This window comes from Actinomycetospora sp. (genome assembly GCF_036497585.1).
Taxonomy (GTDB): Bacteria; Actinomycetota; Actinomycetes; order Mycobacteriales; family Pseudonocardiaceae; genus Actinomycetospora.
This window is the reverse complement of record NZ_DASXJD010000123.1, coordinates 1-16,963: the sequence shown is the minus strand read 5'-3', so window position 1 is coordinate 16,963 and position 16,963 is coordinate 1. Positions and strand designations below refer to the sequence as shown.

At 74.3% G+C, this 16,963-nt stretch carries 15 protein-coding genes, 1 tRNA gene and 1 other RNA gene; 9 read left to right on the top strand and 8 right to left on the bottom strand.

Features of this window, described 5'->3' with window-relative positions; translation table 11 throughout:
- Positions 1-95: 95 nt before the first annotated feature.
- Complete coding sequence (locus tag VGH76_RS12045; protein ID WP_331556916.1) at positions 96-1,937, top strand: histidine kinase; 1,842 nt, start codon at positions 96-98, stop codon at positions 1,935-1,937.
- 48 nt (positions 1,938-1,985) lie between these two features.
- On the opposite strand, the gene VGH76_RS12040 is transcribed toward VGH76_RS12045, so the two are convergent.
- On the bottom strand, positions 1,986-2,261 hold the full coding sequence (locus tag VGH76_RS12040) for a hypothetical protein (RefSeq protein ID WP_331556915.1): 276 nt from the start codon (positions 2,259-2,261) through the stop codon (positions 1,986-1,988).
- Positions 2,262-2,521: 260 nt separating this feature from the next.
- On the opposite strand from VGH76_RS12040, the gene VGH76_RS12035 reads away from it, so the two are divergent.
- Entirely contained in the window at positions 2,522-3,313 is a 792-nt protein-coding gene (locus VGH76_RS12035; protein ID WP_331556914.1) for a hypothetical protein, read from the top strand.
- Here the strand turns inward: VGH76_RS12035 and VGH76_RS12030 are convergent.
- The 3 genes from VGH76_RS12030 to VGH76_RS12020 are packed head-to-tail and all read right to left on the bottom strand — an operon-like array spanning position 3,310 to position 6,371.
- The gene (locus VGH76_RS12030) at positions 3,310-4,314 is read right to left on the bottom strand and encodes a Gfo/Idh/MocA family oxidoreductase (protein WP_331556913.1); all 1,005 of its coding nucleotides are present in this window, start codon (positions 4,312-4,314) and stop codon (positions 3,310-3,312) included. The two genes, VGH76_RS12035 and VGH76_RS12030, sit on opposite strands and share 4 nt — an antisense overlap.
- Before the next feature lie 34 nt (positions 4,315-4,348).
- Positions 4,349-5,140 (bottom strand): DUF2993 domain-containing protein, encoded by a 792-nt coding sequence (locus VGH76_RS12025; RefSeq protein WP_331556912.1) that lies wholly within the window; start codon positions 5,138-5,140, stop codon positions 4,349-4,351.
- 52 nt (positions 5,141-5,192) lie between these two features.
- Positions 5,193-6,371, bottom strand: a complete 1,179-nt coding sequence (locus VGH76_RS12020; RefSeq protein ID WP_331556911.1) for an acyl-CoA dehydrogenase family protein — start codon at positions 6,369-6,371, stop codon at positions 5,193-5,195.
- A gap of 72 nt (positions 6,372-6,443) precedes the next feature.
- Here VGH76_RS12020 and VGH76_RS12015 point away from each other — a divergent pair, with 72 nt between their 5' ends.
- On the top strand, positions 6,444-7,061 hold the full coding sequence (locus VGH76_RS12015; RefSeq protein WP_331556910.1) for a TetR/AcrR family transcriptional regulator: 618 nt from the start codon (positions 6,444-6,446) through the stop codon (positions 7,059-7,061).
- A 6-nt stretch (positions 7,062-7,067) separates the two neighbouring features.
- Here VGH76_RS12015 and VGH76_RS12010 read toward each other — a convergent pair whose 3' ends face one another.
- Together VGH76_RS12010 and VGH76_RS12005 are read right to left on the bottom strand one after the other, a co-directional pair.
- Positions 7,068-7,628, bottom strand: coding sequence for a class I SAM-dependent methyltransferase (locus VGH76_RS12010; RefSeq protein WP_331556958.1), 561 nt, complete (start codon positions 7,626-7,628; stop codon positions 7,068-7,070).
- A 201-nt stretch (positions 7,629-7,829) separates the two neighbouring features.
- Positions 7,830-7,917: transfer RNA gene (locus VGH76_RS12005), tRNA-Ser, on the bottom strand.
- Between the two features lie 96 nt (positions 7,918-8,013).
- Here VGH76_RS12005 and ffs point away from each other — a divergent pair.
- Together ffs and VGH76_RS11995 are read left to right on the top strand one after the other, a co-directional pair.
- Positions 8,014-8,108, top strand: an RNA gene (gene ffs, locus VGH76_RS12000) — signal recognition particle sRNA small type.
- 101 nt (positions 8,109-8,209) lie between these two features.
- The gene (locus VGH76_RS11995) at positions 8,210-10,543 is read left to right on the top strand and encodes a DNA polymerase III subunit gamma and tau (protein ID WP_331556909.1); all 2,334 of its coding nucleotides are present in this window, start codon (positions 8,210-8,212) and stop codon (positions 10,541-10,543) included.
- 65 nt (positions 10,544-10,608) lie between these two features.
- Here the strand turns inward: VGH76_RS11995 and VGH76_RS11990 are convergent, their stop codons facing one another.
- On the bottom strand, positions 10,609-12,414 hold the full coding sequence (locus VGH76_RS11990; RefSeq protein WP_331556908.1) for a S9 family peptidase: 1,806 nt from the start codon (positions 12,412-12,414) through the stop codon (positions 10,609-10,611).
- 88 nt (positions 12,415-12,502) lie between these two features.
- On the opposite strand from VGH76_RS11990, the gene VGH76_RS11985 reads away from it, so the two are divergent.
- Complete coding sequence (locus VGH76_RS11985; RefSeq protein ID WP_331556957.1) at positions 12,503-12,835, top strand: YbaB/EbfC family nucleoid-associated protein; 333 nt, start codon at positions 12,503-12,505, stop codon at positions 12,833-12,835.
- A gap of 7 nt (positions 12,836-12,842) precedes the next feature.
- Positions 12,843-13,469, top strand: coding sequence for a recombination mediator RecR (gene recR, locus VGH76_RS11980; RefSeq protein WP_331556907.1), 627 nt, complete (start codon positions 12,843-12,845; stop codon positions 13,467-13,469).
- Between the two features lie 44 nt (positions 13,470-13,513).
- Here recR and leuA read toward each other — a convergent pair whose 3' ends face one another.
- Complete coding sequence (gene leuA, locus VGH76_RS11975) at positions 13,514-15,316, bottom strand: 2-isopropylmalate synthase (RefSeq protein ID WP_331556956.1); 1,803 nt, start codon at positions 15,314-15,316, stop codon at positions 13,514-13,516.
- Positions 15,317-15,616: 300 nt separating this feature from the next.
- Here leuA and VGH76_RS11970 point away from each other — a divergent pair, with 300 nt between their 5' ends.
- Both VGH76_RS11970 and VGH76_RS11965 read left to right on the top strand, forming a co-directional pair.
- Entirely contained in the window at positions 15,617-15,970 is a 354-nt protein-coding gene (locus tag VGH76_RS11970) for a hypothetical protein (RefSeq protein WP_331556906.1), read from the top strand.
- 113 nt (positions 15,971-16,083) lie between these two features.
- Positions 16,084-16,963, top strand: an 880-nt coding sequence (locus VGH76_RS11965; RefSeq protein ID WP_331556905.1) for an aspartate kinase, incomplete at its 3' end; no start/stop codon positions are given.

The window sequence follows — 16,963 nt, the reverse complement described above, 5'->3', positions numbered from 1 at the left end:
CGTCGGGTGAGGGACGCGGCACGGACGCCGCGCCACCTGCTCGCCCGCCGCGCCGGACCGGGCCGGCGCGGGCCGACGCGGAGGGAGGCGCGCACATGCCGACCGCACCTCCGCCCGCGCGCGGCGCCCCGCGGCACGACGTGCCGCACGTCGCCGGTCCGCGGGGCCGGGCGCGCCCCATGCTCGCCTCGCCGGGCGGCCTCCCGCGGGGCGCCGGCTGGGCCTTCGAGTTCGTGTGGACGGGGTTGCGCTGCCTGGCCCACGCGGTCGACGGCGAGCTGCGCCTGCTCGACGCCGAGGGGCACGACGTGACGGCGGCCTTCCCCGAGATCGGGGTGCCGGCGGAGCCCGGGATGGTGCTGGACGGCGTGGTGGTCGCCCTCGACGCGGTCCGACGGCCCAGCCCCGCCCGGCTGCGGCGCCGTCGCCGGGTCGACACGCCGTCGCGCGGGCTCGTCGAGAGCACCCCGGTCTCGTTCTACGTGTTCGACGTCCTCGAGGTCGCCGGCCGCTCCACGGCCCGCATGCCCTACCGCGAGCGCCGCGAGTTGCTCGGCGAGATCGACCTGTCCGGCGCGCAGCACGTGGTGGTGCCGCCGATGTTCACCGGCGTGCCCGCCGAGGAGGTCGTGCGCACCGCCCGGCACTACGGGCTCGAGGGGGTCGTCGCCAAGCGTCTCGAGTCCACCTACCAGGGCGGCCGCCGGTCCCGCAGCTGGATCTCCTCGGTGATCACCCGGGCCCAGAACGTCGTGGTGGGCGGGTGGCTCCCCCCGCGCTCCGGCGGCGCCGGGGTCGGCTCGCTGCTGCTCGGCGTTCCGAGCGAGGGGACGCTGCGCTATGTCGGCCGCGTCAGCACCGGCGTCACCGCCGAGGCGCGCCGGGAGATCCTCGACGCCGCCCGCCACCTGGTCCGCCCGGTCAGCCCGTTCGACACGCCGCTGCCGGCCGACGTCGAGGGGACCGCGCACTGGCTCGCCCCGCGCCTGGTGGGCCGCGTCGAGCACCGGCGCTGGACGCCGACGGGGCTGCTCGGCCGGCCGGTGTGGCGCGGCCTGCGCGCCGACGCCCACCCGGCCACCGTGCAGGCGCCGGTCCTCGCGGCGCCGGTCGTCGCGGCAGACCTCGCGCTCGACGACCTGGAGACCGTCGAGGGGCCCGGCCGACGTGTCGTCGGGCGCCCGCGGGGCATGACCGGGCCGGGGGGCACACCGGAGGCGGCGCCGCCGCGCGTCCGGGAGGGGGTGCTCGGCCCGCCGACGACGCCGCTGTCGGCGCCCGCGGTCGAGGTGGCCGTGCCCGACGCGGAGGTCGAGGCCGCGCTGCGGTCCCGCTTCTCGGCCCACTTCGTCCACAACGCACTGACCGCGATCGCCGCCTACGTCCGGCTCGACCCCGGCCGGGCGCGCGAGCTCCTCACCGAGTTCGCCGACTTCACGCGCTACTCGTTCCGCGACGGCGACGCCGGCACCACGGTGGCCGAGGAGCTGGGCAACGCGCGGCGCTACCTCACCCTCGAGCAGGCCCGGTTCGGCGCCCGGCTGCAGGTCGAGGTGAGCGTGGGGCCGGAGGTCGAGAACGTCGTGCTCCCGCCCTTCGTGGTGTCGCCGCTGGTGGAGAACGCCGTGCGGCACGGCATCGAGCCCCAGCCGGGCGGTGGCACGGTGCACGTGACCGCCACCGGGGTCGCGTCCGACTGCGTGATCACGGTGTCCGACGACGGCGCGGGGATGGGTCCGGAGGCCTCGCGGGCGGTGTCGCAGGTCGACCTGCGACACGGCGGGATCAGCGAGGTCACCCGGAGGCTGCACGCGGCCTTCGGCACCGCCTGCGACCTGCACGTCGACTCCCGCCCCGGCAGCGGGACCTCGGTGCGCCTGCGGGTCCCGGCGCGCCACCGCGACGAGCCCGCGCCGGGCCGGCTGCTCGTCAGCTGATCCCGCGGGCGTCCCCCATCCTCCCCGGTGCGGGGGACGCCCGCGCGATCAGTCGTCGGACTGGGTGCAGCTCCCGCTCGGGCCGTGGAGGATCCCGGACAGGACGGGGACCTGGAGGCCGCACGCCTGGACGGGCAGCAGGGTCAGGTCGTTGAGGATGCCGACCGACCCGCTCCCGGTGTCCGAGTCACGGTCGTGGGTGCGGGGCTGGGCGGAGGCCATCGGGGCCACGGCCGTCAGGGCGGCGGCCGAGAGGGCGAGGGCGGCGACGGGGGTGGCGGCGCGGCGGCCGGTCCACCGTCGCGGGGCGCGGTGCTTGGACACGGAGTTCCTCCCGAGGGATCGGACCGAGCGGATCGACCGTTCGCCCCACCAACGTGACGAGCTGCGGCGAACGGTTCAGCGGAGCGTGCGCTCGCGGTCACGGCTGGGGCCACTGGGACGGCTGATCACGCCCGGAAAAGGTGGTCCCGCTCGCGGACGGTCGAACGGTGCGGTACAAGGGTCGAACGGTCGATCTGCTGCGGTGAACGGGTGAGCGGCGGTCCCGCTGCGCCGGTACCGCAGGTGGCGAGGATGGGGCCGTGCGCACCTTCGCCGTCGACTGGTCCGGGGACGCCCGCAGCGCACACCGCCGCATCCGTGTGGCCGAGGCCCGTCCGGGCAGGTTGCGCTCCGTGCGGGGCGGGCTCGATCGCGACAGCGTCGGGGAGCTCCTGCTGGGCCTGCGGGACGGAGATGAGCCCGTCGTCGTCGGGATGGACTTCTCGTTCGGCCTCGCCGGCTGGTTCGCGACGACGCACGGCGCCACCACGCTCCCGCAGGTGTGGGGGCTGGCCGCCCGCGACGGCGAGCGCTGGCTGCGCGAATGCCCACCGCCGTTCTGGGGCCGACCCGGCACCCGCAAGCCCGCCGAGGACCCGGCCCGTCCGCTGCTGCGTCGCACCGAGCAGGAGGCGCGGGACCGGGGCCTGCGACCGCTCTCGACGTTCCAGGTCGGCGGGGCGGGCGCGGTCGGCACCGGGTCGGTGCGGGGCATGGCGCTGCTCGGCGGGTGGCGGGCGGCCGGCGTCGGGGTCTGGCCGCTCGACGCGGCGCCGGGCCCGGCCGGGGTGCTGCTCGTCGAGGTCTATCCCCGCGCGATGACGGGGCCCGTGGTGAAGTCCTCGGCGGCTGCCCGCGCCGTGACCGTCGCGGCCGATCCGCGCGTCCCGGCCGGGTTGCGCGACGACGTCGTCGCCACCGAGGACGCCTTCGACGCCGCCCTGGCCGCGCTCGGGATGGCCGAGCACACCGCCGCGCTGGCCGCGCTCCCGGTGCTCTCCGACCCGACGTCGCTGCTCGAGGGCCGGATGTGGCTCCCGCCCCCTCCCTAGAGGGCGACGGCCACCTCGGAGAAGCTCAGCCCCAGCCGGTCCGCGGCCTCGGCGAGTACGCCCTGCACCGCGAGGGTGTCGTCGAGCGGCATGACCGTGGACTCGGTGCGGCCCGCGCGCAGGCAGGCGTTCACCTCGTCGATCTCGTGGGAGTAGCCCGCGCCCCGGGGCGGCAGCTCGATCGTCTCGCCGGGGTCGTCGGGCGAGCGGTGCACCACGATCGTCGTCGGGTGGTGGAAGCGGGGCAGCACGTCGATCCACCCCGTCGTGCCGAAGATGCGCGCCTGCCCTGGCGACGGGCTGTGGAACGAGGTCTGCGCGGTGGCGAAGCGGCCGTCGTCCCAGGAGAGCAGCAGGGCGTTCTCCGCGTCGACCCCGGTCGACTCCCGGGACGCCACGGCGTGCACCGCCGACGGGGTCCCGCCGAGCACCATCTGCGCGAACGACACCGGGTAGACGGTGAGGTCGAGCAGTGCCCCGCCGCCGAGCTCGGGCGCGAAGAGCCGGTCGGTCGGGTCCACCTCGCGGACCGTGCCCAGGTCGGCCTGCACCGACCGGACCTCACCGATCTCGCCGGCCTCGTAGACCTCGCGGGCACGCACGATCGCCGGCTGGAAGCGCGTCCACATCGCCTCCATCGCGAACACGCCGTGGCGGCGGGCGGTGTCGACCACCCGCCAGGCCCCGGCGAGCGTCGCGGTGAAGGTCTTCTCGACCAGCACCGCCTTGCCCGCCTCGAGCGCGGCGACGGCGAGGTCGGCGTGCTGCGGGTGGGGCGTGGCGATGTAGACGACGTCGACGCCGTCGTCGTCGAGCAGCTCGCGGTAGGAGCCGTGGGCGCGGGTGGCGTCGGTGCCGCACCGGCGCGCGAAGTCCGCGGCCCGCTCCGTCGAGCGGGAGCCGACGGCGGCCAGCTCGGCGCCCTCGCTGCGGGTCAGGTCGGCGGCGACGTTCGCGGCGATGCGTCCCGGACCGGCGATCCCCCAGCGGATGGTCTGCACGGCGCTCAGCCTGTCACGGGCCTGCTCACCGGCCTCACAGGGAGCCGCCGAGCAGGTCGACGTCCCGCGCGGTCCCCGAGACGACGAGCTTGCCGTCCCGCGCCGTCAGGTCCGTGGCGGTGATCGAGAAGGGGAGCGAGCCGGGGTCGACGCGCGCCGAGAAGCCGGACAGCCGGCTGCGCAGCGCACCCGACACCGCGCTCGACGCCGCGCCCGAGTCGCCGGAGTCCACCGCGATGTCCCGGCCCGAGAGCACGATCTGTCCGCCGGCGAGCCGGAACGTCGCGATGACCGACGCGCGGACCGACTGACCGAGCACCGTCGTCGTCGAGGTCAGCGCCACCGCCTGCGCCGGGTCGACCCCGGAGAGGGCCTTGCGGGCGGCCGCGGACGAGGCCCGGCGCTCGTCGAGGGTCTGCTGGGTCACCGGCTCCACCGTCACGTCGGAGACGTGCAGGATCCGGGCGAGGTCCGCCGGGTCGACCGCCGCGCTCGCCGTCACCGTCCGGGCCGGGATCGAGCGGACGGTCCCGTCGATCAGCGACTGCGCGGGCAGCGTCACGTCGCCCAGGTCGGCGGTCAGCGTGATGTCCCGCAGCTGCCGGTAGGGGATGTGCTCGGCGGTGAGCGTCACCGACCCGTACTCCCCGCTCGCCGCCTGGGTGAGGAACGGGAAGCCGTGGATGGCGACGTCGGGCTCCGCGTCCAGCTTCAGCTGCTGTTGCAGCTCCGTCGCCACCCGGTCCTGCGCGACCCACCGCGCACCGAAGTCGACGCCGACGAGCAGCACGACGAGCACGGCCAGCGTGATCAGGAATCCCCGCATCGGGGGATATCCTCGCTCACGCTCCGCGGCCCGCCGTCGGCCCCCGGGGGACCTACCGTGCGAAGTGGCGGCTGATGACCAGGCGCTGGATCTGGTTTGTGCCCTCGAAGATCTGCATGATCTTGGCCTCGCGCATGTACCGCTCCACCGGGAAGTCGCGGGTGTAGCCGTATCCGCCGAACACCTGGACGGCGTTGGTGGTGACGTTCATGGCGGCGTCGGTCGCGACGAGCTTCGCGACGCTGGTCTGCCGGCTGTAGTCGACGCCGGCGTCCCGACGACGGGCGGCGTCGAGGTAGGTGGCGCGCGCGGAGTCGACCGCGGCCGCCATGTCGGCGAGCAGGAAGCCGAGGCCCTGGTGGTCGACGATCTTCTTGCCGAAGGTCTGCCGCTCGTTGGCGTACTCGACGGCGGCGTCGAGCGCGGCCTGGGCGAGCCCGACGGCGCAGGCGGCGATCCCGAGCCGGCCGCTGTCGAGCGCGGCGAACGCGATCGACAGCCCCTGGCCCTCCTCACCGATCAGCCGGTCGCCGTCGAGGACGGCGCCGTCCCAGGTGGCGCTCGTGGTGGGGATGCCGTGCAGGCCCATCTTCTCCTCGGGCTTGCCGAACGTGAGCCCGTCCGCGGAACCGGGCGCGAGGAAGCACGAGATGCCGCGGCTGCTCCTCCGGGTCGAGCTCCGCTCCGCTGCGTCTCCCTCCTCGCCGGTGCGCGCGAACAGCGAGTAGAAGTCGGCCTTCCCGCCGTGGGTGATCCAGGCCTTCTCGCCGGTGATCCGGTAGCCGCCCGCGTCGGTCCGCTCCGCCCGGCACCGCAGGGCCGCGGCGTCCGACCCGGCCTGCGGCTCGGAGAGGCTGTAGCCGCCGACCAGTTCGCCGGCGAGCATCCTCGGCAGCCACTGCTCCTGCTGCTCGGCGCTGCCGAAGGTGGCCACCGGGAAGCACGACAGGCCGTGCACCGACACCGCGACCGCGACGGCCGCCCAGCGTGCGGCGAGCTCCTCGAGCACCTGCAGGTAGACCTCGTAGGGCTGTCCGCCGCCGCCGAACTCCTCCGGGTAGGGCAGCCCGAGCAGGCCGGTCCCGCCGAGGGTCGCGAACAGGCCCACGGGGTAGGTCTCGGAGCGCTCGTGGTCGTCCACGCGCGTCGCCAGCTCCTTGTCGGCGACGTCGCGCGTCAGCTCGATCAGGGCCCGGGCCTCGTCGGTGGGCAGGAGACGGTCGACCGCCATGGTGCTCCTATCGGTACTGAGATCGGAACGTCAGTACCGATGAGAGTAGCCGTAGAGCGGTATGATCGCCAGGTGACGACGGCCGGGACACACGCGGGCTCCTTCGTTCCAGGTGGCCGGGTCCGCCGCGGGGCGGCCCGGCGGGACGAGCTGTTCGACGCGCTCGTGGAGCTGCTGCTCGCGGAGGGCTTCAGCGGGTTCACCCTCGACGGCGTCGCCGCCCGCCTGCGCTGCTCCAAGCGCACCCTCTACGGGCTGGCCGGCTCCAAGGAGCAGTTGGTGACGGCGGCGGTGGTCCGGTTCTTCCGGTCGGCGACGAGCCGGGTGGAGGCCGCCGTCGCGACCCGCACCGACCCGGCGGACCGGCTCGCGGCCTACCTGCGCGCGGTGGCGGCGGAGCTCGCGCCCGCGTCCGCGCGGTTCTTCGAGGACCTGGCGTCGTTCCCGCCGGCCGCCGAGATCTACGAACGGAACACCCGCGCGGCCGCGGGTCGGGTGCGGGAGATCATCGCGGAGGGCGTCGAGTCCGGGGCGTTCCGCGACGTGCACGTCGGGTTCGCCGCCGAGGTGATCGCCTCGACGATGGAGGCGATCCAGCAGCGGCGAATCGCGGCGACGACCGGGCTGGCCGACGCGGAGGCCTACGAGCAGCTGGCGACGCTCTCGGTACGGGGCCTGCGCTCGGGGTGAGCCCGGTCAGCTCTTCCGCGCGGTGAACCGCAGCCGGCCGTGGGCGACCCGGACCTCGGGGTCGTCGTCGAAACCCACTGCTGTGAGCCGGGCGGGCAGCGTGCCCGGGTCGACCACCACCATCGTGTCGCCGATGTGGAGCACCCGGAAGCGCAGGCTGGGCTGGGAGTCCACGCCGTGGAACAGCCCGCCCGGGCGCACGACCCGGTACGCCTCGGCGAACAGCGCCTCCTGCAGCTCGGGTGACGGGACGTGGTGGAGCATCGTGAAGCAGACGACGGCGGAGAAGCGGCTGTCGTCGAACGGCAGTGCGGTGCCGTCGCCGTGCACGATCGTCGCGCGCCCCTCGTAGGCGGCCGCCAACCGTGACGCGGAGGCCTCGTCGACCTCCGCCGCGGTCAGTCGCGGCACCCGGTCGACCAGTACCGCCGTCGTCGCTCCGTAGCCCGGCCCGATCTCGAGGACGTCGTCCCCGAGGTCGAGGCCCTCGAGGTCCTCGGAGAGCAGTCGGGCGACCTTGTCCGCCCAGCCGGCCGAACTGCAGAGGCGGCGGTGCATCAGGTTCATCGACACGACCGGAGACGATGCCGCGTCGTCGTCGCTGCGGAAACGCACCGCCACCCCGGATCGTCACCGCGGCCGGACAACGTGATCACAGCGAGGGTCCAGCGACGGCCAGCAGAGTTCCTCGTCGCGGCCGGACGGGCCCTGACACACGAACGCCGGCCGGACCCCTCGCGGGTCGGCCGGCGTCGCCGCTGATCAGCGTGGCGGAGGATACGGGATTCGAACCCGTGAGGGTGTTAGCCCAACACGATTTCCAATCGTGCGCCTTAGGCCGCTCGGCCAATCCTCCGCGGAAGAGCGTACAGGCCCGGCCGCTCGCGACCGCCAGGTGGAGGCCCCCCACCCCGCCCCGTCGAGAGGTGGTTCCCGGACCGGTACATTGGGCCTCGGACCCCGCGCGGCGTCCATCCTGTGAACTCCCCCAGGGCCGGAAGGCAGCAAGGGTAAGCGGGCTCTGGCGGGTGCGCGGGGTCCCCTTTCTGCCCTCTCCCGCCCTCGTGCGGAGGCGGACCCACGACGTCGGACCCCCCGCGTAGCCTCGGCGCCGTGGCGGGGACATCGAGCGCATCGGGGCCGGATCGATGAGTCTGGCGCTCTACCGCAGGTACCGGCCGGGCACGTTCGCCGAGGTCGTCGGGCAGGAGCACGTCACCGAGCCGCTGCGCACCGCCCTGTCGGCCGGCCGGATCAACCACGCCTACCTGTTCTCCGGGCCCCGCGGCTGCGGGAAGACCTCGAGCGCCCGGATCATGGCGCGCTCCCTCAACTGCGACCAGGGCCCGACGCCCGATCCGTGCGGGGTCTGCGAGTCGTGCATGGCGCTGGCGCCCAACGGGCCCGGCTCGCTCGACGTCACCGAGATGGACGCCGCCAGCCACAACGGCGTCGACGACGCGCGGGAGCTGCGCGACCGCGCGCACTTCGCCCCGGTGAGCTCGCGCTACCGCGTCTTCATCATCGACGAGGCGCACATGGTGACCACGGCGGCGTTCAACGCGCTGCTCAAGGTCGTCGAGGAGCCGCCCGAGCACCTGATCTTCGTCTTCGCGACCACGGAGCCGGACAAGGTGCTACCGACCATCCGGTCGCGCACGCACCACTACCCGTTCCGGTTGCTGCCGCCGAGCACGCTGCGCGGCCTGCTCGAGGGGATCTGCGCCGAGGAGGGGGTGGCGGTCGAACCGGCCGTCTATCCCCTGGTGGTGCGGGCCGGCGGCGGGTCGGCGCGCGACTCGCTCTCGGTGCTCGACCAGCTGCTCGCGGGCGCCGACGAGCACGGCGTCACCTACGCGCGGGCGGTGGGCCTGCTGGGGGTCACCGACGTCGCGATCCTCGACGACGTCGTCGACGCCCTGGGTGCGCAGGACGGCGCCGCGGTGTTCGGGGCGGTCGACCGGCTCGTCGAGGCCGGTCACGACCCCCGGCGCTTCGCGGCCGACCTGCTGCAGCGGCTGCGCGACCTCATCCTCGTGCAGGCGGTGCCCGACGCCGCGGAGAAGAACCTCGTCGACGTTCCGGCCGACGAGCTCGAGCGGATGGTCGACCAGGCCCAGCGCCTCGGTCCGGCCGCCCTCGCGCGGCACGCCGAGCTGGTGCACACCGCGCTCACCGAGATGCGGGGGGCCACCGCGCCCCGGCTGCTGCTCGAGCTGGTCTGCGCGCGGATGCTGCTGCCCGCGGCCTCGGCGTCCGACGCCGCGCTGGTGCAGCGCCTCGAGGGCGTCGAGCGGCGACTGCAGGCGGGTGCGACGGCGGGTGCGGGCGGCCCGCTCGCGCCCGGCGCCGGTCCGGCCGTCCCGGAGGACGGCGGAGAGGCCCGCTTCCGGCGTCCGTCGCAGCGTCGGGACCAGGACGGCGCTGCTCCCGGCGCGGGCCCGGCGGCGGCCGACCGCCCGGGCGCCGGCGCGGCGGGGTCGCCACCGGCAGCCGCGTCCCGGGCGACCGAGGCGTCTCCCGCCGACCCGATGGACGCCACCGTCGAGCCGCCCACCGACCGGCCGACCGCCACGGTGGAGGCGCCCCGAGCACCGGAGCGCCCGTCCCGCCAGGAGGTCCCGGCGGCGCCCACCGACCGGCGCGCGCCGAACCGATCGGAGCCACCCGCGGCGCCCGCTCCGGCGGAGGAGCCCGCACCCGCGGCCGCCCCCGGGACGATGGACGCGGCGGGGCTGCGCCGGGTGTGGTCGGAGGTCATGAACGCGGTCCGCGAGGCGAGCAAGCCGACGCACGCGCTGCTGCTCAACGCCACGGTCGCCGCCGTCGAGGGCACCACGGTCACGCTGGCCATGCCGACCCCGCCGCTGGCCAAGCAACTGGGCCAGCCCAACCGCGCCGGGCACGTCACCTCGGCCCTCGGCCGGGTGCTCTCCGGGGAGTGGGCGCTCCGCGCGGTCGACGCCGAGGGCAACCAGCCGGGTGGCGCCGGTCCCGGGGGCGACGGGCGCGGTCGTGGCGGCCCGCCGCCGGCACCCCCGCAACGTCCCCCGGCACCCGCGCGGAGCGGGTCGTCGTCAGAGGGGCAGCAGGGACAGCAGCGGGGTGGCCGGGAGCCCTCCGCCGGGCCGTCCGAGCGGCCTGCCGACCCCGAGCCGGGGGCGCCGGCCGGGCGCCCGCAGTTCCAGCGCCCGAGTGCGCGCCAGGGCAGCGGGGCGGAGCGACCCGCGAACGGCGAACAGGCCCGTCCGCCCGAGCCGTCGGCGGGCCGGACCGCTGCTCCCCGCCCGGTCGCCGGACCGCCCGACATCCCGCCGCCCCCGGAGCCGCCGGACGAGGACGAGGTCACCGAGGACGACATGTACGCCGAGGCCCACGCTGAGCCGGGCTCGGGCGAGCGCGCCGCCCGGCGCGACCCCGACGACGTCGTCATGGAGCTGCTCACCCAGCAGCTCGGGGCCAGGCGGGTCGACGGGCGGTAGCTCCCGTCGAGTGGACCTCCAGGGCTGCGCCGGCAGCCGTCGGGGTCCATTCGGCGACCCCTGGGTCAGCCGAGCACCCGCCCGAGGAAGTCGATCGCGCGCGGGTAGGCGTCGAGCCGGTTGGCGCGCTTCGCCAGGCCGTGGCCCTCGTCGTCGTAGACCACCAGCTCCACCTCGACGCCGTTCTCCCGCACCGCCGCCGCGACCTGCTCGGCCTCGGAGAGCGGCACCCGCGGGTCGTTGCGGCCGTGGATGACGAACAGCGGGGCTCGCACGTCGGAGATGCAGGTCAACGGCGACGCGGACTCGAGGAACTCGCGGTCGCGCTCGAGCGAGCCGTACTCCCGTTCCCGGTGGGCCCGCCGGTAGGGCGAGGTGTTCTCGAGGAACGTGACGAGCGAGGAGATGCCGACGATGTCGACGCCCGCGGCCCAGCGCTCCGGCTGGAAGGCGACCCCGGCGAGCACCATGTAGCCGCCGTAGGACCCGCCCCAGAGGGCCGACCGGGCCGGGTCGAGCCCGAGCGAGGGCAGGTGGTCGTGGATCGCCGCGAGGTCGGCGACCGAGTCGAGCCGCCGCTCGACGTCGTCGAGGGAGTACCAGCGTTTCCCGTAGCCGACGGACCCGCGCACGTTCGGCACGAGCACGGTGTGCCCCTGCGCGGCGAGCGCCTGCACGATCGGGGAGAACGAGCGCACCGACTGGCCCTCCGGCCCGCCGTGGACGATGAGCACGCTCGACCCGGTCGGCGATTCCGGGGCGTAGACGAAGCACGGCACCGTCTCGCCGTCGGGGGTCGGGACGCCGACGCTGGTCGGGGTGACCAGGTCGAGCCCCTCGAGGTCGCCTACCGACGACGCGGCCGTCCCCGTGCGCCCGGTGGCGGCGTCGACGAGGACGACGTCGGCCGGGACCGACGGCGAGGTCCAGGTGAGCGCGAGGCCCTGCGAGTCCGCCGACCAGCGCGGCAGCGTCAGGAAGTCGCCGACCCCGACGCCGGGTGTGATCACGTCGACGCGGTGCTCGCCGGTGGCGGCGTCGTGGATCGCGAGCCGGGAGGCGCCGTCGTCGTCGGTGACGACGAGCAGCAGCCGCCCGTCGGGGGAGAGGCGGCCGGAGACGTCGTGGGCGTCGTCGGTCACGAGCCAGGTCAGCGCGCCGGTGTCGGGGTCGAGGCGGGCGAGGCCGGTGAGGTCGCGCCCCGCGTTGGTGGTGACGATCGCGGCCGAGGAGTCGGGGAACCACTGCAGCCCGCCGAAGATCGCCGGCTCGTCGGCCGGGGTGACCTCCCGGGTGTCGGCCCCGGCGAGCAGCAGCACCTGCGAGCTCATCGCGGGGATCCCGGGGCGGGTCATCAGCGCCCGCGAGCCGTCCGGGGCGACCGAGGCGCCGCCGACCATGCCCCCGCCGTCGTAGAGGACCGTCTCGGTGCCCGTGGCGACCTCACGCAGCACCAGGTCGAAGTCGACCCCGTTGCGGCGGTTCGTGGCGTAGACGATGCGGCCGTCCTCGAGGACCTCGGCGAGGGAGTGGATGTGCTCCGGGTCGCGCACGAGGGGCACGAGGCCGTCCTCGCGGACCGGCTCGCCGACCTCGTCGGGACGCAGCAGCGAGAGCTGGGCGCGCTCGTCGCCCCCGGAGTCGTGGGAGACGACGACGGTGCGCGGGGAGACGCCCTTGAGGTAGCGCCCGGAGCACGCCCCGGGCAGCGCGGTGAGGGTGTGGCGGGTGCCGTCCGGGGCGAGCTCGACGAGCTGGACCGAGCCGGAGGTGTCGTCGCCGGCGAGGACCCGCCCGTCCGGCTCGACGTCGAACGCGCGCCAGGTGCGGGCGGAGAGCAGGCGGTGGACGAGGTCGGCGGTGTCGCTCACGGGCGCCACTCTGCCCGACGACGCCCGGGTCGGGTGACGACGGCGGCGGAGGTCCTACCCTGGAGGCGTGCAGCCAGGACAGCCGGACATGCCCGACATGGGTGCCCTTCTCCAGCAGGCGCAGGCCATGCAGGAGCAGCTCATGACCGCCCAGGCCGAGCTCGCGGAGACCGAGGTGACCGGCCAGGCCGGCAACGGCCTCGTCACGGTCACCCAGACCGCCGCCGGGGAGGTCCGCGGCATCACCATCGACCCGAAGGTGGTCGACCCGAGCGACGTCGAGACCCTGCAGGACCTCGTCCTCGGGGCGCTCGCCGACGCCGCCGACAACGCCGCGCAGCTCCAGGCCGAGAAGATGGGTCCGCTCGCGGGCGGACTGGACATGGGAGGCGGGCCCGGCGGCCCGCAGCTGGAGGCGTAGGTAAGCGGTGTTCGAGGGCCCGGTCCAGGACCTGATCGACGAGCTCGGCCGGCTCCCCGGGATCGGCCCGAAGAGCGCCCAGCGCCTGGCCTTCCACCTCCTCGGTGCCGAGGAGGCCGACATCACGCGACTGCAGGACGCGCTGGCCAAGGTCAAGGCCGGCGTCGTGTTCTGCGAGGTCTGCGGCAACGTCAGCGAGAAGCCCCGCTGCCGGATCTGCGCCGACGCCCGGCGCGACGCGACACTGGTGTGCGTCGTCGAGGAGCCCAAGGACGTGATGGCGGTCGAGCGGACCCGCGAGTTCCGCGGCCGCTACCACGTGCTGGGCGGGGCCCTGGACCCGATGGGCGGGGTGGGCCCGGACCAGCTGCGGGTGCGCGAGCTGCTCCGGCGCATCGGCGGTCAGCAGACCGAGGGCGGGGAGACCGAGCCCGAGATCAGCGAGGTCATCCTCGCCATGGACCCCAACACCGAGGGCGAGGCGACCGCCACCTACCTGGTGCGCCTGCTCCGCGACTTCCCCGGGCTCACGGTGACGAAGCTGGCCAGCGGCCTGCCGATGGGCGGGGACCTGGAGTTCGCTGACGAGCTGACCCTCGGCCGTGCCCTGGCCGGGAGACGCGGAGCGTTGTGAACGGATGTGGTCGTCGGAACGACCAAATCCGTTCACACGCGTAGCTAGCGCAGAGCCCGGTTCACCGCGGACACCACGGCCTTGAGCGAGGCCGTCAGGATCGACCCGTCGATGCCGATGCCCCACACCTCCCGATCGGCGCCGGCACCGTCGCCGACGGCGGCCTCGACGTAGGCCGCGGCGCGGGCGTCGTCCCCGGCGGACATGGCGTGCTCGGCGTAGTCGAGGACGCGGACGTCGTACCCGACCGACGCGAGCGCGTCGACGAAGGCGGCGATGGGGCCGTTGCCGACGCCGGTCACCTCGTGCACCTCGCCCTCGACGCGCAGCGTGGCCTCCAGCTCAGCCTTGCCGTCGTCGTGGGTCGCGACCCGCGAGCGCACCAGCTCCAGCGGCGTGCGCCGCATCAAGTACTCCTCGGCGAAGATGTCGTACATCTCCTTCGCCGAGACCTCCCCGCCCTCGGTGTCGGTCTGCTCCTGGACGCGGCGCGAGAACTCGATCTGCAGCCGGCGCGGCAGCTCGAGCTGGTGCTCGGTCTTCATCAGGTAGGCGACGCCGCCCTTGCCCGACTGCGAGTTGACCCGGATGACCGCCTCGTAGGTCCGGCCGACGTCCTTCGGGTCGATGGGCAGGTACGGGACCTCCCAGGGGTGGTCCTCGACGGCGTGCCCGGCGTCGGACGCCTCGGCGCCCATCGCCTCGAGGCCCTTGTTGATCGCGTCCTGGTGCGAGCCGGAGAACGCGGTGAAGACCAGGTCGCCGCCCCACGGGTGGCGCTCGCCGACGGGCAGCTGGTTGCAGAACTCGACGGTGCGGCGCACCTCGTCGATGTCGGAGAAGTCGATCTGCGGGTCGATGCCCTGGCTGAACAGGTTCATGCCCAGCGTCACCAGGCAGACGTTGCCGGTCCGCTCGCCGTTGCCGAACAGGCAGCCCTCGACGCGGTCCGCGCCGGCCTGCACGCCGAGCTCGGCGGCGGCCACGCCGGTACCGCGGTCGTTGTGCGGGTGCAGCGACAGGATGATCGAGTCGCGGCGGGCGAGGTTGCGGTGCATCCACTCGATGGAGTCCGCGTAGACGTTCGGCGTCGCCATCTCCACCGTCGCCGGCAGGTTGACGATCATCGGCTTCTCGGGGGTGGGCTCCCAGACGTCCCCGACGGCGTCGACGATCTCCTTGGCGTAGGAGAGCTCGGTGCCGGTGTAGGACTCGGGCGAGTACTGGAAGCGCCAGTCGGTGCCGGGGCGCTTCTCGGCCTCGGCCCGGACGAGCTTCGCGCCGTCGACCGCGATCTTCGTGATGCTGTCGCGGTCGGAGCGGAACACGACGCGGCGCTGCAGGATCGAGGTCGAGTTGTAGAGGTGGACGACCGCGGAGTGCGCGCCCTCCAGCGAGGCGAAGGTGCGGGAGATCAGCTCCGGCCGGGCCTGGGTCAGGACCTGGATCCGCACGTCGGCCGGGACAGCGTCCTGGGTGATGATCTCGCGGACGAAGTCGTAGTCGGTCTGGGACGCGGCCGGGAAGCCGACCTCGATCTCCTTGTAGCCCATGCGCACGAGCAGGTCGAACATGCGGCGCTTGCGGGCGGGGGACATCGGGTCGATCAGCGCCTGGTTGCCGTCGCGCAGGTCCACCGCGCCCCACAGCGGCGCCTTGGTCATGACCTTGTCGGGCCAGGTGCGGTCGGGTACCGAGACCTTCTCGACCACCTCGGCGAACGGCTTGTACCGGTGCACCGGCATCCGGCTGGGGCGCTGGGTGTTCCAGAACGGCTGGTCGGTCGGGATGTCGCCGTCGGGATGGATGACGGTGCTGCGGATGTCACCGATCGGACCGTCGGGCATCGGCGTGGACATGCTCATGGTTCGTGATCTCCGTGCGGCGGTGCAGGGATCCCGGGCGTCGCACCCGGGGGCGACCGGCGGGCACGCATCACCCGCGGCGGGGAGCCGGTCTCGGTCAGGCCCCGCCGCGGCTGGGAAGGAGCAGCTCGCGGACCATCACCGGCCACGGTAGACCCACCCCGCCCCTCGCAGGCAAGCGCCGGGCCCGGGATGGGTCGGTCGCCACCCCTCGGCGCACGCGATGACCGCTGGTCACCATCGACCTACCACCGGGTAGGCGGACGTGCCATGATCTGCGTCATGTCGCAGGACACCGACACCGGGCAGCAGCGTCGCACCAACACCGGGCAGGATCTGCGCGCCCTCGCGAGCAAGTCGTTGACGCTCGCCGCGTCGGTGATCCGCATCCTGACGGTGATCTTCGCCGCGATCCTGGTGATCCACGTGGTGCTGACGGTGGCCTCGGCCAACCCGACGAACGGCATCACGACGTTCTTCGCGAGCGCTGCGAACAACCTCACGCTCGGGATCGGCGACCTGTTCCTGCCGGCCAACGAGTCGCTCAAGGTGATCCTGAACTACGGCCTCGCCGCGGTCGTCTGGCTCGTCATCGGGATCATCATCGCGCGCATCCTCAACGCGCTGGCGCCCTGACGTCGTCGCCGACCGCGTTCGCCGGAGCACCGCGGACCCTCGGCTAGGGTGGTCGGTCGGTCCGGTTTCCCGGGCCGGGTCCCGTGAAGCCTGACAGCCGGAGGTCGGTCGAGGTGGCGCTCGTCGTCCAGAAGTACGGCGGGTCGTCCGTCCAGTCCGCGGAGCGCATCAAGCGCGTGGCGGAACGGATCCTGCGCACCCGCAAGGACGGCAACGACGTCGTCGTGGTCGCCTCCGCGATGGGGGACACCACCGACGAGCTCACCGAGCTCGCGATACAGGTGCACCCCAGCCCGCCGCCGCGCGAGCTGGACATGCTCCTGACCTCCGGCGAGCGCATCTCGAATGCCCTGCTGGCGATGGCGATCACCGCGCTCGGCGGGCGGGCGCGGTCGTTCACCGGCTCCCAGGCCGGGATGATCACCACCGGCAAGCACGGCGACGCCCGGATCCTCGACGTCACGCCGGGGCGCATCCACGCCGCGCTGTCGGAGGACGGCATCGCCCTGGTGGCGGGCTTCCAGGGGGTGAGCGCGGACTCGAAGGAGATCACGACGCTCGGCCGGGGCGGCTCGGACACCACGGCGGTCGCCATGGCGGCGGCGATGCGGGCCGACGTCTGCGAGATCTACACCGACGTCGACGGCGTCTACTCGGCCGACCCGCGCATCGTCCCCGACGCGAAGCTGCTCGAGACCATCACCTACGAGGAGATGCTCGAGATGGCGGCGTGCGGGGCGAAGGTGCTGCACCTGCGCGCGGTGGAGTACGCGCGCCGCGAGGGCGTCCCGCTGCGGGTGCGCTCGTCGTACACCGACCAACCCGGCACCACGATCGTCGGGTCCATCGAGGAGCTCAGCGTGGAACAGGCGGTCCTGACCGGGGTGGCGCACGACCGGTCCGAGGCCAAGGTGACCATCGTCGGCGTCCCGGACCAGCCGGGGTTCGCGGCGCGGATCTTCCGCGCGGTCGCCGACGTCGACATCAACATCG

What these genes read in the sequence shown, in the direction of transcription:
- VGH76_RS12045 (WP_331556916.1), top strand. Translation starts at nt 96, where the DNA reads ATGCCGACCGCACCTCCGCCCGCGCGCGGCGCCCCGCGGCACGACGTG.
- VGH76_RS11970 (WP_331556906.1), top strand. Translation starts at nt 15,617, where the DNA reads ATGTCGCAGGACACCGACACCGGGCAGCAGCGTCGCACCAACACCGGG.
- leuA (WP_331556956.1), bottom strand. Translation starts at nt 15,316, where the DNA reads ATGCCCGACGGTCCGATCGGTGACATCCGCAGCACCGTCATCCATCCC.
- VGH76_RS12020 (WP_331556911.1), bottom strand. Translation starts at nt 6,371, where the DNA reads ATGGCGGTCGACCGTCTCCTGCCCACCGACGAGGCCCGGGCCCTGATC.
- VGH76_RS11995 (WP_331556909.1), top strand. Translation starts at nt 8,210, where the DNA reads ATGAGTCTGGCGCTCTACCGCAGGTACCGGCCGGGCACGTTCGCCGAG.
- VGH76_RS11985 (WP_331556957.1), top strand. Translation starts at nt 12,503, where the DNA reads ATGCCCGACATGGGTGCCCTTCTCCAGCAGGCGCAGGCCATGCAGGAG.
- VGH76_RS12010 (WP_331556958.1), bottom strand. Translation starts at nt 7,628, where the DNA reads ATGAACCTGATGCACCGCCGCCTCTGCAGTTCGGCCGGCTGGGCGGAC.
- VGH76_RS12025 (WP_331556912.1), bottom strand. Translation starts at nt 5,140, where the DNA reads ATGCGGGGATTCCTGATCACGCTGGCCGTGCTCGTCGTGCTGCTCGTC.